Origin of the sequence: Methylobacterium sp. (genome assembly GCF_019750675.1) — a bacterium.
In the GTDB taxonomy this organism is placed as follows: domain Bacteria; phylum Pseudomonadota; class Alphaproteobacteria; order Rhizobiales; family Beijerinckiaceae; genus Methylobacterium.
In genome coordinates this window covers 1-16,169 of the sequence record NZ_JAIEOF010000265.1, presented here as the reverse complement: position 1 = coordinate 16,169, position 16,169 = coordinate 1, and the positions used below count along the sequence as shown (strand labels likewise).

Sequence of the window (16,169 nt, the reverse complement as noted above, 5' to 3'; positions counted from 1 at the left end):
CTGGATTGCGAGACGTGCGGCCGAGTGAGTTTCTCGCCCGATGAACCCGTCTCGCCTCTTCATCCTGCGCCCGGTCGCCACCACGCTGTTCATGCTGGCGATCCTGCTCGTCGGCATGGTGTCGTACCTGAACCTGCCGGTCTCGGCCCTGCCGTCGGTCGATTACCCGACGATCCAGGTCCAGACCTTCTACCCGGGCGCCAGCCCCGAGGTGATGACCTCGGCGGTAACGGCTCCCCTCGAGCGGCAGTTCGGACAGCTCGCCAACCTGAACCAGATGACCTCGCAGAGTTCGGCCGGCGCCTCGGTCATCACCCTGCAGTTCAGCCTGGATCTACCCCTCGACATCGCCGAACAGCAGGTCCAGGCGGCGATCAACGCGGCCGGCAACCTCCTGCCCTCCGACCTGCCGGCACCCCCGATCTACGCCAAGGTCAACCCGGCCGACGCGCCGATCCTGACCCTGGCCCTGACCTCGAAGACCTTGCCGCTGACCGAGGTGCGCGATCTCGCCGAGACGCGGCTGGCGCAGAAGATCTCCCAGGTGGCCGGCGTCGGCCTCGTCAGCACCGGCGGTGGCCAGCGTCCGGCCGTGCGCATCCGCTTCAACGCCCGGGCGCTCGCGGCCTACGGCCTCAACATCGACGACCTGCGCACCACGGTCACCAACCTCAACGTCAACACGCCCAAGGGCACCATCGACGGCCCGACCCAGTCCTACGCCATCAACGCCAACGACCAGATCCGCGACCCGAAGGCCTATGACGACGCGATCATCGCCTACAAGAACGGCGCGCCGGTCCGGCTCTCGGACGTGGCCGACGTGGTCAACGGCCCCGAGAACACCAAGCTCGGCGCCTGGATGGACGAGACGCCCGCCGTCATCCTGAACATCCAGCGCCAGCCCGGCGCCAACGTCATCAGTACCGTCGACAAGATCAAGGCGCTGCTGCCCCAGCTCCAGGCGACCCTGCCGGCCGCCATCGGCGTCACCGTGCTCACCGACCGGACCACCACCATCCGGGCCTCGGTGCACGACGTGCAGGTGGAGCTGGCGCTGGCCATCGGCCTCGTGGTGCTGGTGATCTTCCTGTTCCTGCGCAGCGTCTCCGCGACCCTGATCCCGAGCCTGTCGGTGCCCCTGTCGCTGATCGGCTCGCTCGCGATCATGGACCTCTACGGCTTCTCCCTGGACAACCTCTCGCTGATGGCGCTCACCATCGCGACCGGCTTCGTGGTCGACGACGCCATCGTGGTCATCGAGAACATCGCCCGCCACGTGGAGGAGGGCGACTCGCCGCTCGAAGCCGCGCTGAAGGGCAGCCGCGAGATCGGCTTCACCATCATCTCGCTCACCGTCTCGCTGATCGCGGTGCTGATCCCGCTCCTGTTCATGGGCGACGTGGTCGGGCGCCTGTTCCACGAATTCGCGATCACGCTCGCGGCCACCATCATCATCTCGGCGGTGGTCTCGCTCACCCTCGTGCCGATGCTGTGCGCGCGCCTGCTGAAGGCGCACGTCCCCGGCGTGGCCGAGCGCCGCGAGGGCTTCATCGCCCGTGCCGCCCGCCGCGGCATGGACGGCATCATCGCGGGCTACGGCCGCATGCTGCGGGTGGTGCTGCGCCACCAGACGCTGACCCTCGTCGTCACCCTCGGGACGATCGCGCTCACCGCCTACCTGTTCGTGGTGATCCCGAAGGGGTTCTTCCCGGTGCAGGACACCGGCGTCGTCCAGGGCGTCACCCAGGCCGACCAGACCGTCTCCTACGCCGCCATGGCCGAGCGCCAGCAGCGCCTCGCCGCCATCGTGCTGAAGGACCCGGACGTGCAGAGCCTGTCCTCCTTCATCGGGATCGACGGCCAGAACGTCACCCTGAATTCCGGCCGCTTTCTCATCAACCTGAAGCCGCAGGAGACGCGCACGGCCCGCGCGCCCGAGATCATCGAGCGGCTGAAGGCGGCCACCACCGGTGTGGTCGGCATCCGCCTCTATCTGCAGTCGGTGCAGGACCTCACCATCGACACGGCGGTGGGCGCGACCCAGTACCAGGTCATCCTGGAGAACCCGAACTTGACGGAGTTCGAGACCTGGGTGCCGCGCTTCGTGCGGGCGCTGCAGGCCTCGCCGCTCCTCATGGATGTCGCGAGCGACCTGCAGGCGAGCGGGCTGGCCGCCTACATCACCATCGACCGGCCGACCGCCGGGCGCTACGGCATCACGCCCGCCACCGTCGACAACGCGCTTTACGACGCCTTCGGCCAGCGCATCATCTCGACGATCTTCACCCAATCGAACCAGTACCGGGTCATCCTCGAGGCCGATCCGGACCTGCACAAGACCATCGAGAGCCTGGACCACATCTACCTGCCGTCCTCCACGGTCGCCTCGGGCCAGGTCCCGCTCTCGGCGGTGGCCCAGGTCAGCGAGCGGCGGGCGCCCCTGCTCATCAGCCATCTCGGGCAGTTTCCCGCCACCACCGTCTCGTTCAACCTCGCGCCCGGCGCGGCCTTGGGCGACGCCGTCTCGGCGGTGGAGGCGGCGCGCCAGTCGATCGACCTGCCGCCGAGCTTCCGTGTCGTGCCCCAGGGCTCGGTCTTCGCCTTCCAGTCGGCGCTCTCGAACCAGCTCTTCCTGGTGCTCGCCGCCATCGTCACGGTCTACATCGTCCTCGGCGTGCTCTACGAAAGCTTCATCCACCCGATCACCATCCTGTCGACGCTGCCCTCGGCCGGCATCGGGGCGCTCATCGGGCTGATGCTGTTCGGGCTCTCCCTCGACATCATCGCGATCATCGGCATCGTGCTCCTCATCGGCATCGTGAAGAAGAACGCGATCATGATGATCGACTTCGCGCTCCAGGCCGAGCGCGAGGCGGGTTTGAGCCCAAGGGACGCTATCTACGAGGCCTGCATCCTGCGCTTCCGACCGATCCTCATGACGACGCTGGCGGCCCTGTTCGCGGCGGTGCCGCTCATCGTCGGTACCGGTGTCGGCTCGGAACTGCGCCAGCCGCTCGGCATCGTCATCGCGGGCGGCCTCATCGTCAGCCAGGTGCTGACACTCTTCACCACCCCGGTGATCTACCTCGCCTTCGACCGCCTGGAACGCCGCCTCTCCGGCCGCCGCGAAGGCGGCGCCGGCAGCGTCGAGGCGTTGCCGTGAGCAGCGCCCACCGAACACGGACGAAAGGTTTCGCAGGCAGCGCGGGTCCCCTCTCCTGTAAGGAGAGGGACAGGGTGAGGTGCGTGACCTCTCCGGAGATGGACCACACCTCACCCCAACCCTCTCCTTCCAGGAGAGGGAGCTCGGGTGCGCCTTACGCCTGCACGGGAGCCGAACTTTCGACGCTACGGATGCGTCCGGGCCATCATGTGCGCCAGGATGGTTTCCAGTACGCCGTCAAGATTGTCCCTGATGTCCGCGTTGCCGACGCGGATTACGTGAAACCCGGCGGCCTCTATGATGCGCGTTCGCTCGGCATCACGATCCAGCGCGGCCGAGTTCGAATGGGTCGCTCCATCGACCTCCACGACCAGCTTCACCTTCAAGCAGACGAAATCGGCGACGAAGCGATCGATCGGATGCTGCCGGCGGAATTTCCAGCCACTCAGGCGGCCGCCCCGAAGAGCCGCCCAGAGCTTGGCTTCGGCGGCCGTCGCGTTCATTCGAAGTGCGCTCGCTCGGCTCACCGTCTCACCTCGTGCGCACGCGAGTCCGAGGCGCCGCGCCTTCGGCGAATGTCCGGCATCCTATATCAGATGGACGTCCCGTCGGCGTACCGTCATCACCAGGGAGACATCGCCCTCCGGAATTCCGCCGGCAGCGCAGATCCCCTCTCCTGTAAGGCGAGGGACAGGGTGAGGTGGGTGACCTCTCCGGAGGTGGACCACACCTCACCCTGTCCCTCTTCTACAAGCAGCGGGAGATTCGGTGCGGATCAATCGGCCGAGGGAATACGCCGGGGCTCGCGATCCGCGAGATGTTCCCGATGAACGTCTCCGAGCCGTTCATCCGGCGGCCCGTCGCCACCACGCTGCTCACCATCGGCGTGCTGCTCGCCGGCATCTTCGCCTTCATGAAGCTGCCGGTGGCGCCGCTGCCCCAGGTGGATTTCCCTGTCATCCTGGTTCAGGCGCAGATGGCCGGCGCCTCGCCGGAGACCATGGCGACCACCGTGGCGGCGCCCCTCGAGCGGCGCCTGGGTGCCATCGCCGACGTCACCGAGATGACCTCGACGAGTTCGCTCGGCTCGGTGCGCCTCGTGCTGATGTTCGGCCTGAACCGGGACATCGACGGTGCGGCGCGGGACGTTCAGGCGGCGATCAATGCCGCGCGGGCCGACCTGCCCACGGCGCTGCGCTCGAACCCGACCTACCGGAAGTTCAACCCGGCCGACGCGCCGATCCTGATCCTGGGGCTCACCTCCGATACCCTGACGCCGGGCCAGCTCTACGATTCCGCCGCCACGGTGGTGCAGCAGAAGATGTCCCAGCTCCCGGGGGTCGGGAACGTCGACATCGGCGGCTCGTCCCTGCCGGCGGTGCGGGTGGCCCTCGATCCGACCGCCCTGTTCAACTACGGCATCGGCCTGGAGGGCATCCGGGCGGCCCTGGCCTCCGCCAACGCGAACTCCCCCAAGGGCGCGATCGAGACCGAAACGCGCCACTACCAGCTCTACGCCAATGACCAGGGCCGCGTGGCCGCCGATTACCGCGACCTCGTGGTGGCCTATCGGAACGGTGCCGCCGTACGCCTCACCGATGTCGGCACCATCGAGGATTCCGTGGAGGACCGGCGCAACCTCGGCCTCGTCAACGGCAAGCCGGGCGTGATCCTGTTCATCTACAAGCAGCCGGGTTCGAACGTCGTCGAGACGATCAAGGGGCTCAAGGCGGCGATCCCGCAGGTGAAGGCGGCGCTGCCCGGCGACATCGACCTCACGATCACGGGCGACCGCAGCGCCACCATCCGGGCCTCGCTCGCGGAAACCGAGGAAACGCTGGTCATCGCCGTCGTCCTCGTCATCTTCGTGGTGTTCCTGTTCCTGCGCTCCGGCCGCGCCACCCTGATCCCGGCGGTCGCCGTGCCGATCTCCATCGTCGGCACCTACTCGGCGATGTACCTGCTGGATTACAGCCTCAACATCCTCTCGCTGATGGCGCTGATCATCGCCACGGGCTTCGTCGTCGACGACGCCATCGTGGTCCTTGAGAACATCCAGCGCCACATCGAGAAGGGCAGGCCCCGCGTCGAGGCGGCGTTGCTCGGCTCCCGCGAGGTCGGCTTCACCGTCATCTCCATGAGCCTGTCCCTGGTGGCGGTGTTCCTGCCGATCCTGCTGATGGGCGGCATCGTGGGGCGCCTGTTCCAGGAATTTGCCGTCACCCTTTCGCTGTCGATCCTGATCTCCCTGGTGCTCTCGCTCACCACCACGCCGATGATGTGCGCGCTCCTGCTGCGGCGCGAGGCCCCGCATGGCGAGGCCCTGCACGGCAAGGCCCGGCCGAACTGGCTGGTGCGCGGACTGGAGGTCGGGTTCGATCGCATGCTGGCGGGCTACGAGCGCACCCTGCGGGTCGCCATGCGGCACCGGCGGCTCGTGGCCCTCTCGCTGCTGGCGACCGTGGGGCTCAACGTCTACCTCTACGTCATCGTGCCGAAGGGGTTCTTCCCCGAGCAGGATACGGGGCAGATGATGGGCGGCATCCAGGCCGACCAGCGCATCTCGTTCCAGTCGATGAAGCGGAAGCTGGAGCAGGCCACCGCCATCGTGCAGGCGGATCCGGCCGTGGACAGCGTGGTCGGCTTCACGGGCGGGCGCGGCACCAACTCGGCCAACGTCTTCGTCGGCCTGAAGCCCCGGGGCGAGCGCGATTCGATCACCGCCGTGATGGCGCGCCTGCGCCCGAAGCTGTCCCGGGTCGCCGGGGCCCGGCTCTACCTGTTCCCCCGCCAGGACCTGCGCATGGGCGGCCGCCAGAGCTTCGCCCAGTACCAGTACACCCTTCAGGGCGACACGTCGGAGGAGCTGTACCAGGCCGCGCCGAAGCTGGTTCAGGCCCTGCAGAAGAACCCGATCTTCGCCGACGTCACCTCGGACCAGCAGGAGGGCGGCCTCGAGAGCCGCCTCGTCATCGACCGGGCCAGCGCCTTCCGCTACGGCCTGACCCCCGACAAGATCGACAACACCCTCTACGACGCCTTCGGCCAGCGCCAGGTCTCGACGATCTACAACCCGCTGAACCAGTACCACGTCGTGATGGAGATCGCCCCCCGCTACCTCCAGAGCCCCGACACCCTGAAGATGCTCTATGTCTCGACCTCCGGCGGCAAGGCGCGGGGCTCGGCCACCACCAACGCGGTGGCGGGCACGGTGGCGGGGGCCGTGGCCCCCACGAGCACGTCCGCGACGGCGGATGCGAGCGCTGCCGCCATCGCCACCGATTCGGCCCGCAACGCCGCCGCCAACGCCATCGCGGGAGGCAAGGGCGGGGCCTCGTCGAGCGCGCCGGTGTCGAGCGCCAAGGAGACGATGATCCCGCTCTCGGCCTTCGCCCGCCTGGAGACCGGCAACGCGCCGGTCCAGGTGAGCCACCAGGGCCTGTTCGTCGCCACCACGATCTCGTTCAACCTCGTGCCGGGCAAGAGCCTGTCGGATGCCACCGCCGCCATCGAGGCGGCGATGACGGATCTGCGCCTGCCCGCCACCATCCACGGCGAGTTCGCGGGCTCGGCCAAGAGCTTCCAGGAATCCTCCTCGCGCCAGCCGCTGCTGATCCTGGCCGCACTGCTCGCCGTCTACACGATCCTGGGAATCCTCTACGAGAGCTTCGTCCACCCCGTCACGATCCTGTCGACCCTGCCGTCCGCCGGCATCGGCGCCCTGCTGGCGCTCCTCGTCTCGGGCACCGAATTCACGGTGATCGCGCTGATCGCGGTCTTCCTGCTCATCGGCATCGTCAAGAAGAACGCGATCATGATGATCGACTTCGCCCTCGACGCCGAGCGCACGCGCGGAGCCTCCCCGCAGGAGGCGATCTTCGAGGCCTGCCTCTTGCGCTTCCGCCCGATCATGATGACAACGCTCGCCGCGATGCTCGGCGCCCTGCCCCTCATCCTCGCCGGCGGGGAGGGCTCCGAGTTAAGGCGGCCCCTCGGCATCGCCATCGTCGGCGGCCTGATCGTGAGCCAGATCCTGACCCTCTACACCACCCCCGTCGTCTATCTGTATCTCGACCGGCTGCGCCGCCGACCGGCGCCGGCCGGGGGCGCCGCGTTGAGCCCCGCCGAATGAAGCTGCGCCCCGGATTTCTCGCGATGCTGAGCCTTCCCGGGCTCGTGTCCGGCTGCATGGTCGGCCCCGACTACTCTCGCCCCTCCGTGGAAACGCCGCTGGCGTTCAAGGAAGGCGGCACCCGCGAGGACAGCGCGGCTTACGTGGCGAGCCGCAAGGGCTGGCGTCCGGCCGCGCCCAATGACGGGGCCGAGCGCGGCGACTGGTGGCGGGTGTTCCGCGATCCCACCCTCGACCGGCTCATCCGGCTCGTCGACGTCGACAACCAGAGCCTGCGCGCCCAGGTCGCTGCCTACGAGCAGGCGCGCGGCTTCGTCGCCCAGGCCCGCGCCGCCCTGTTTCCCACGGTCACGGGTGCGCCCAGCATCTCGCGGTCCCGCGCCCTCGGCATCGAGCGCACCAACGTCTCGCTCCAGGGCCAGGCGACCTGGGAGCTCGACCTGTTCGGCCGCATCCGCCGCAACATCGAGAGCGAGGTCGCCACCGCGCAGGCCAGCGCCGCCGACCTCGCCCTGGTGCGCCTGACGCTGCAATCCGAGGTGGCGACCAACTACCTGACACTGCGCTACCAGGATTCGCTCCAGCGCGTGCTCAACGAGAACATCGAGGGCTACAAGAAGAGCCTCGCGATCACCGAGAACCAGTACAATGCCGGCGTCGCCGCCCGCTCGGACGTCATCACCGCCCAGACTCTGCTCCAGACCACCCAGGCCCAGGCCATCGCGGTCGGCCTCCAGCGCGCCACCTTCGAGCACGCCATCGCGCTCCTCGTCGGCCGGCCGCCTTCCGCGTTGACCCTGCCGGTGGCGCCGCTCGCCGTGCGCCCGCCCGCCGTCCCGGTCGGCATCCCCTCCGCGCTGCTCGAGCGCCGCCCCGACGTCGCGCAGGCCGAGCGCAACGTCCAATCCCAGAGCGAGCAGATCGGCGTCGCGGTGGCGGCGTTCTACCCCACCGTGACCCTCTCGGCCTCCGGCGGCATCTCGGGCAACCCCGCCAACGGCCTGTTCTCGGCGGTCAACCAGGTCTGGTCGGTGGCGGCCGCGGGCTCCGAGGTGTTCTACGACGGCGGCGCCCGCGCGGCGGCGCTGCGCATCACCCGCGCGGCCTACGACGCCAGCGTGGCCAATTACCGCCAGACCGTGCTCACCGCCTTCGCGGAGGTCGAGAACGGGCTGGCCGGCGTGCGCATCCTGGCCCGGCAACAGGTGGCCCAGGACGAGGCCGTCGCCTCGGCGCGGCGCGCCGTGGAGATCACCCTGAACGAGTACCGGGCCGGCACCCAGAACTTCACCACGGTGGTCACGGCCCAGGCGCTGGCCCTCAACAACGAGGTCACCGCCCTGCAGATCCGCCTCAACCGCTTCACCACCGCCGTGTCCCTCATCCGGGCCCTCGGCGGCGGCTGGGACGTGCGCAGCCTGCCGAGCGGCGAGGAACTGAAGGAGACCCGGCTGCCGGTGGATTCGGGCCAAGCCGTCCGCACGGACGAATAGGCCGTCCGCACGGACGAACAATGCCCGCGCCGGTTCCGCCGAGCGAACCGAGCCGATTCCCGCGATCTGTCACGACCTTGGCCGGAACGACGCCGGATGCCGCAGGTTGACGAGCGGATTTCGCGGGCGTGTTGCGCCGCAACCAACGTTGGAGGTCGTGGGCCATGGACCAGACACCGCCCCCCAAGGCCGCCGCGACGGGCGAGCCCGTCGCCAAGGCGCCGCCCTGCACCCTGGTGATCTTCGGGGCCGGCGGCGACCTGACGAAGCGCCTCCTGATGCCGGCCCTCTACAACCTCGCGTCCGGTGGCCTGCTCGACGACGCGGTCCGCATCATCGGCGTCGACCACAACGCCAACACCGACGAGGGCTGGCGCCAGGCGCTGTCGGACACGATGCAGTCCTTCACCACGGACCGCACCTCGGAGTTCCATCCCGACCACATCGATCCGGTGGCCTGGGGGTTCATCCGCGAGCGCCTGCACTTCCGCCAGGGCGACTTCACCGCCCCCGAGACCTTCTCGGGCCTCGCTCAAGCCTTGTCCGGCAACGTGATCTTCTACCTCGCGGTCTCGGCCCGCTTCTTCGGGCCGATCGTCGATGCCCTCGGGGCGGCGGGTCTCTTGACGGAAGGCGCGGGCGCCTTCCGCCGCGTCGTCATCGAGAAGCCCTTCGGCAGCGACCTCGACTCCGCGCGGGCACTGAACGCGCGCATCCTGAAGCAGGGCGCCGAGGGGCAGTTCTTCCGCATCGATCACTTCCTCGGCAAGGAGACGGTGCAGAGCATCCTGGCGATCCGCTTCGCCAACGGCCTGCTCGGACCGGTCTGGCACCGCGACCACATCGACTTCGTCGAGATCACCGCGGCCGAGACCATCGGGGTCGAGGCACGCGGCGCCTTCTACGAGCCCACAGGGGCGCTGCGCGACATGGTGCCGAACCACCTGTTCCAGCTTCTCTGCATGGTGGCGATGGAGCCGCCCAAGACCCTGGACGCCGAGGATGTCCGCGACGCGAAGGCCCGCCTGATCCAGGCGGTACGCCCCGTCTCCACGGCGGATGCCGTTCGCGGCCAGTACGCGGCCGGCGCGGAACACGGGCACGCGGTGCCCGCCTACCGCGCCGAGCCGAACGTCGCCGCTGATTCGCGCACCGAGACCTACATCGCCCTGAAGCTCTCTATCGACAACGACCGCTGGCGCGGCGTTCCGTTCTACCTGCGCACCGGCAAGCGAATGACCGACCGGGTCACCGAGATCGCCTTGCACATCAAGGCGCCGGTTCCCTCGCCCTTCGCCGGGGTCGGCGCGGCGCCGGACATGCTGCGCTTCCGGATCGACCCCGAGCAGGGCCTCGACATCGCCATGAACGCCAAGCGGCCGGGGCCGCGCATGGATCTCGGCCCGGTCACCGCCGCCTTCGAGTACGGCGACTTCTTCCGTGAGACGCCGAGCGTCGGCTACGAGACCCTGCTGTACGACTGCATGATCGGCGACGCGACCCTGTTCCAGCGGGCCGACAGCATCGAGGCGGCCTGGGCCGCCGTCGATCCCGTGCTCAAGGCCTCGGCCGGCGCGGACCCGGAGCCCTACGCCGCCGGCAGCGACGGTCCGGCCGGTGCCGAGGCGCTGCTGGCCCGGCAGGGGCATCGCTGGCTACCGCTCGACCAGCGTTGATCCCTTGGCGCCACGCCCCGTCCGACGCGCTTCGACCCGGCGGACGGGACGAAGCGCCGCCAGATCGTCGTGGTGGAGCAGCAGCACCCCGGCGGCGGCGGCGAGCTTGCGCGCGGCCGGCGTGAAGCCGGCATTCGAGACGACCGCCGCCATGTCGCCCGACCAGTAAGGCATCGCCGCCGCGATCTCCTGGACCGCCCCGTTGCCCACCGGCTTCGCGTAGCGCTTGCACTGGACCACGAGGCGGACGCCGGCCTGCTCGGCGACGATATCGGCGCCCTGGTCTCCGCTGGCCCGGGTCGCCCGCGCCTGCCAGCCGGCCTCGCGCAGCTGCGCGGCGCAGTAGCGCTCGTAGGCGATTCCATCCTCCGGCGCCTCGCTCTCGTCGGGCAGGTCCACGCCGGCCGCCACGGCCTCGATGATTCCGAGGATGTCTTCCCACAGGGCGTCGTCGATCTCGGCCTGTCCGTGGGTTTCGAGCAGCGGCACCACGCTGCGCTCGGCGAAATAGGCGCGCTCGCGCTCCCACCCGTCCTGGATCAGGTTCCCGTAGGCATCGACGAAGCATTCCTGGCGCCGCCGCAGGGCGAGGGTGCGGGCATGCCGCCGGGTCACCCGGCGGATCAGGCGCCGGATGCGGCGAGGCCGGTCGAGCCTGTGGGCCAAGAGGGCGGCCAGGGCGAGGCCTGTGGCCGCGGCGGCCGGCGGACCGAACCAGAAGGCGAGGCACCCTCCGATCACGCTCGTCCAGAACAGGCGCGCCACGAGGCGCGATGTCTCCGTCATGCGTTGGCCCGATCCCCGGAGACGCCGTCCGCGCCCGTCGCGGGCGGCGTGCTCGTCGTAACCGTGCCATCCGAGCGTTGCATGATCTCTAACGGGGCGCGGCGCGTTTCCGCCGGAAGCGCGCCGCTTGCCCCCGACCGTCGGTCAGAATCGCCGAATGCGTGCCCGCCCGGGCGGATCGGCGGTGCGCGCCGAAGCTGAGCGGAGCGTTGTTCTCCGCCGTCGCTTGCAATGCCCAAGTCTTCGACGGCCCCGGTCCGGGCACCCGATGAGCTGTGGACAAGACGAAACGGAGGCCGGAGCGGTCAGCTCCGGCCTCCGTTGCGGCACCCCGTACGGATGACGGCGTGGGGTGGCTCGACGAGGCGTCTCAGGCCTGGGCGGCCACCTTGGGACGGCGGCCGCGCGGTGCCGGCACCTTCGCCTCGCTGTCGGCGGCGGGGCCGCTGTCCTGCTTACGGCGCTGCTGACCGAGACCCATGTTCTTGGCGAGTTCCGAACGCGCGGCGGCGTAGTTCGGCGCCACCATGGGATAGTCGCTCGCGAGGTTCCATTTCGTACGATACTGCTCGGGGGTCATGTCGTAGCGCGTCCGCAGGTGGCGCTTCAGCGACTTGAACTTCTTCCCGTCCTCCAGGCAGACGATGTAGTCCGGCGTGATCGAGCGCTTGACCGAGACGGCCGGCGTCAACGGCTCTGGCTTCTCCTCCGGTGCCGACTGGTTGAGCTTGCCCAGTGTCGCGTGGACCGAGCTGATCAGAGCAGGAAGATCCGCGATCGGAACCGAGTTGTTGCTCACGAATGCCGCGACGATGTCTGCTGCCAGCTCGATGAAGTCTGGAGCAGTTTCAAGGTCTGAATTCATTCTATGCCCCTGATGGTCGATGAAATTCATGGCGGCTGCCCGGGCGGCGGACCCTTCAAGCAGTCGGCCTGTGAGTTCAAGGTTGTGACTTACTGCCTACTATGATGTTGCAAGCAAGAGCGCAAGAGGACGGCAGTGTTTCAGCTCTGTCGGATGTCGAGTAACAAGAATGATCTAAAAAGTTTCAAATGATTCGTGATCGTTCTGGAAAGCCGGCCATGATTTCGCAGGCTTTTCGCGAACTTCGCCAACGGGGCGTGGCGGCCACAAATTTAATAATAGGAAACTGATCTAGGATTCAGGTTTTAGGTCTTATTTTGAACGAAAGGGGCTCAGGTGTGAGCGGGAAACGTTCAGAAACGACCGGCCAACGAACGAACTTCGCCATCTGTTCGTCTAGCGCCAAATCTGACCTTTCGCGGATCAAAAATACAAAGTGCGATTGCTCTGGGAGCGTGGAGGCCTTCATTGCCGGAAGGGTTTCCGCACGTTTTCCAAAGGCGGTGTCGCCGGAAAACCACTTAGACCTCGCGTCGCGTCGGTCTTCGTGGAGGCTCGGGCGCCGGATTACGAGGTTGAGGCCAGGGTCGATCACTCTGAGTTGCTGGTGGTCTCGCGTGGCCCGTAGGACTTGAAGCGTTCCACCGTCCGCCAGATCTCGTCGTCGCTGAGGATCACGGGAGTGCCGACTTGCAGGGCGACGGCGTATTGGCGGCAGAGGGCTTCCATCTCGACCGCGAGCCAGAGAGCCTTGGTCAGGCCGGTTCCGGCCGCGATCATGCCGTGATTGGCCAGCAGGCAACCGGCCCTGCCTTCGAGGGCTACGAGGGCGGCGTCGGAGAGTTCCTGGCTTCCGTAGGGCGCGTAGGGCGCGCAGCGGATGGTCGGGCCCCCGGCCGCCGCGATCATGTAGTGGACCGCCGGGATCGCGCGGCCGCAGATGGCGAACGCCGTGCAGTGGGTCGGGTGCGCGTGGACGATCGCCCCGAATTCCGGCCGTGCGAACAGGATGTCGCGATGGAAGCGCCATTCCGACGACGGGGCGAGGGGGTGGCTGAAGGCGCCGTCCCAGGACATCGCGACGATGTCCTGGGGGCGCAGCCGCTCGGCTGGGATGCCCGACGGGGTGACGAGGAAGCCGTCGCCGAACCGCACCGAGACGTTGCCGGAGGTGCCCTGGCTCAGGCCGAGGCCGATGAGGTCCCGCATCGCCGCGACGATGCCTGTGCGGACGGACGCCTCGGAGCGCGCGCCGGGCTCTTGCGGGGAAACGGTCTCGGACATGTGAATCTCCTGGGCGAAGCCCTGCATCGGGCGCTCGACCGGTCTATAACATCGTGCGACGCAACATCCCGTCCCGGGCTCCCACCCGGACCGTCCGTCAGGGTCTGCGGATCCAGGGTCATCGATTCATGAGGCCGTCCGTCCGATGAGCACGTACCGCTTCGAGGCGCTGACCGCCCCGCGCGCCATCGCGCTCGCCGGGCTCGAGGATGGACCCGACGGCCTCGCCGCGGCGGCACTGGCCAACCTCGAGCGGGGCGGCTTTCCGAACCCGATCCGCTGCATCGGTTCGGGCGCCGGCCGCTTCGCGGATTTCGCCGACCTGCCGGAGGCGCCGGACCTCGTCGTCCTGGCCACCGGGGCCGGCGCGATCCCCGATCACGTCGCCGCGGCGGGCCAGAGGGGCGCTTCCACCGCGATCATCCTCACGCCGGACGTCGGCGAGGACCTCTGCGAGGCCGCCCGCGCCGCGGCGCGCCGCACCGGCCTGCGCCTGCTCGGACCGGGCAGCATCGGCCTTTCGGTTCCCGGGGCCCATCTCGACGCAAGCCTGCTCGCCCTCCCGCCGAAGGACGGCGACCTCGCCCTGGTCTCGCAATCCGGCACCGTGGCGGCCGGGATCGTGGCCTGGGCGGCCCGGCGCCACGTCGGCTTCTCGGCGGTGATGTCCCTCGGGATCGCCTGCGACATCGATGTCGCCGATTGCCTCGACCACTTCGCCGCCGACATCCGCACCCGCGCGATCCTGCTCTCCCTCGACGTGGTGACGGATGCGCGCAAGTTCATGTCGGCGGCCCGCGCCGCCGCCCGGGCCAAACCGGTCGTCATCCTGCGCGCCGGACGCCATCGGGCGACGTCCCGCCCGATCACCACCCATACGGGCGCCCTGGCGCGGCCCGACGCCGTCTACGAGGCGGCCTTCCGCCGGGCGGGCCTCCTGTCCGTCGACAGCCTTGATGCGATGTTCTCCGCCGTGGAGACCCTCGGCCGGCAGCGGCCCTTCCCGGGCCATCGCCTCGCCATCCTCGGCAACGGGCGCGGCATCGGTGCCCTGGCCGCCGACCGCCTCGCCGACCGCGGCGGGACGCTGGCGGCCGCCGGTACCCTCGGCAATCCCGTCGATCTCGGCGTCGCCGCCGGCCCCGAGGCCTACGCGGCGGCCCTGGGGCCCCTCCTGGCCGACCCGGGCAACGACGCGGTGCTGGCCGTGCACGTGCCGACCGCCCGCTCGGACAGCACCGAGGTCGCCGCTGCGATCGCCGACACCGTCACGCGGGTGCGCCGGGGCGGGGCGCGCAAGAAGCCGGTCTTCGCGGTGACGATCGGCGAGGAGGCCGGGGCCGCGAGTCGCCTCGCGGAGGCCGGCATCCCGCGCTTTCCCACCGATTCCGACGCGGTCGAGGGCTTCCTGCACCTCGTGCGCTACCGCGAGGCGCAGGACGACCTCATGCGCACGCCGGATTCGCTGCCCCGCGGCTTCTCGCCGGACGTGGAGACCGCCCGCGCCATCGTGGCCCGGGCGCTGGCCAACGGCCAGACCTGGCTCGACCCCCTGGCGGTGTCGGAGCTGCTGGCCGCCTATCGCATCGACAGCGTGCCCCTCACGCTCGCCCCCGACATCGACGCGGCGGCCACCGCCGCCTGGGGCATCATCGCCGGCGGCGGCACGGTCGCCCTCAAGATCGTCTCGCCCGACATCGTTCACAAATCCGACGTCGGCGGCGTGCGCCTGGACCTCACCAGCGAGGCCGACGTGCGGGCGGCGGCGGCCGATATCATCGCCCGGACCCGACGCCTCGCGCCGGAGGCGCGCATCATGGGGTTTGCCGTCCAGCCGATGATCCGGCGCGGCCAGCAACGCGAACTCATCGCGGGCCTCGCCGAGGACCCGACCTTCGGCCCCGTCGTGGTGTTCGGGCGGGGCGGCACGGCGGTGGAGGTCATCGACGACCGGGCGCTGGGCCTCCCGCCCCTCGACCTCCGGCTCGCCTCCGAACTCATCGACCGCACCCGCGTCGCCCGGAGGCTGGCCGCCTACCGCGACGTGCCCGCCGTGGACCGGCACGCGGTGGCCCTGGTGCTGGTGAAGCTCGCGCAACTCGCCGCCGACTGCCCGGAGGTGCGCGAACTCGACATCAACCCCCTGCTCGCCGACGCGCGCGGCGCACTCGCCCTCGACGCCCGCGTGATGGTGGCGCCCGGGGCGACGGGCCGGCGCTCGCGCGGGGCCTACCATCCGCGCTTCGCCATCCGGCCCTATCCGGTGGAGTGGGAGCGCCAGCTGACCCTGAAGGGCGAGACCGTGACGGTGCGCCCGGTGCGGCCCGAGGACGAGGCCCTGTTCCTCACCTTCTTCCAGTCGGTGAGCGCGGAGGACCTGCGACTGCGCTTCTTCGCGCCGGTGCGTGACTTCAACCACGCGTTCCTGGCCAAGCTCACGCAGCTCGACTACGCCCGCGCCATCGCTTTCGTGGCGATCGACGCGGGCAGCGGTCTCATGCTCGGCGCCGTTCGCCTGCACGCGGACGCCAATCACGAGAGCGGAGAATACGCCATCCTCATCCGCGGCGACCGCAAGGGCACCGGCCTCGGCCTCGCCCTGATGAGCCTGATGATCGACTGGGCCCGGGTCGAAGGCCTGGCGCGGGTGGAGGGCACGGTGCTGCGCGAGAACCGGCCGATGCTCGCCGTCTGCCGGCAACTCGGCTTCACCGCCCGCCCCGACAAGGAGGATGGCGGCGTGGTGAAGGTGTCGCTCACTCTCTAG

Annotated in this window: 9 protein-coding genes; 5 read left to right on the top strand and 4 right to left on the bottom strand. The window is 69.4% G+C overall.

The genetic code is table 11. The features are described 5' to 3' along the window. Window positions 1–40 precede the first annotated feature (40 nt). Window positions 41–3,166, top strand: a complete 3,126-nt coding sequence (locus K2X24_RS13750) for an MdtB/MuxB family multidrug efflux RND transporter permease subunit (RefSeq protein ID WP_292498951.1) — start codon at window positions 41–43, stop codon at window positions 3,164–3,166. A 185-nt stretch (window positions 3,167–3,351) separates the two neighbouring features. Here the strand turns inward: K2X24_RS13750 and K2X24_RS13745 are convergent, their stop codons facing one another. After that, window positions 3,352–3,693 (bottom strand): endonuclease domain-containing protein, encoded by a 342-nt coding sequence (locus K2X24_RS13745; protein WP_292498950.1) that lies wholly within the window; start codon window positions 3,691–3,693, stop codon window positions 3,352–3,354. Window positions 3,694–3,992: 299 nt separating this feature from the next. On the opposite strand from K2X24_RS13745, the gene K2X24_RS13740 reads away from it, so the two are divergent. From K2X24_RS13740 to zwf, 3 genes are all read left to right on the top strand, one after another. Then, on the top strand, window positions 3,993–7,298 hold the full coding sequence (locus tag K2X24_RS13740) for an efflux RND transporter permease subunit (RefSeq protein WP_292498949.1): 3,306 nt from the start codon (window positions 3,993–3,995) through the stop codon (window positions 7,296–7,298). A gap of 23 nt (window positions 7,299–7,321) precedes the next feature. Continuing rightward, window positions 7,322–8,791 (top strand): efflux transporter outer membrane subunit, encoded by a 1,470-nt coding sequence (locus tag K2X24_RS13735; protein WP_292498948.1) that lies wholly within the window; start codon window positions 7,322–7,324, stop codon window positions 8,789–8,791. Between the two features lie 164 nt (window positions 8,792–8,955). Continuing rightward, window positions 8,956–10,467 (top strand): glucose-6-phosphate dehydrogenase, encoded by a 1,512-nt coding sequence (gene zwf / locus K2X24_RS13730; RefSeq protein WP_292498947.1) that lies wholly within the window; start codon window positions 8,956–8,958, stop codon window positions 10,465–10,467. Here zwf and K2X24_RS13725 read toward each other — a convergent pair. The 3 genes from K2X24_RS13725 to K2X24_RS13715 all read right to left on the bottom strand — a co-directional run bounded on the left by K2X24_RS13725 (window position 10,447) and on the right by K2X24_RS13715 (window position 13,327). Beyond that, window positions 10,447–11,253, bottom strand: coding sequence for a restriction endonuclease (locus K2X24_RS13725; protein ID WP_292498946.1), 807 nt, complete (start codon window positions 11,251–11,253; stop codon window positions 10,447–10,449). The genes zwf and K2X24_RS13725 overlap by 21 nt on opposite strands. Window positions 11,254–11,623: 370 nt before the next feature. Next, on the bottom strand, window positions 11,624–12,118 hold the full coding sequence (locus tag K2X24_RS13720) for a MucR family transcriptional regulator (RefSeq protein WP_292498953.1): 495 nt from the start codon (window positions 12,116–12,118) through the stop codon (window positions 11,624–11,626). Between the two features lie 591 nt (window positions 12,119–12,709). Further along, the gene (locus tag K2X24_RS13715; RefSeq protein ID WP_292498952.1) at window positions 12,710–13,327 is read right to left on the bottom strand and encodes a class II aldolase/adducin family protein; all 618 of its coding nucleotides are present in this window, start codon (window positions 13,325–13,327) and stop codon (window positions 12,710–12,712) included. Window positions 13,328–13,547: 220 nt separating this feature from the next. Between K2X24_RS13715 and K2X24_RS13710 the strand changes: the two genes are divergently transcribed. Next, complete coding sequence (locus K2X24_RS13710) at window positions 13,548–16,169, top strand: bifunctional acetate--CoA ligase family protein/GNAT family N-acetyltransferase (protein ID WP_292498945.1); 2,622 nt, start codon at window positions 13,548–13,550, stop codon at window positions 16,167–16,169.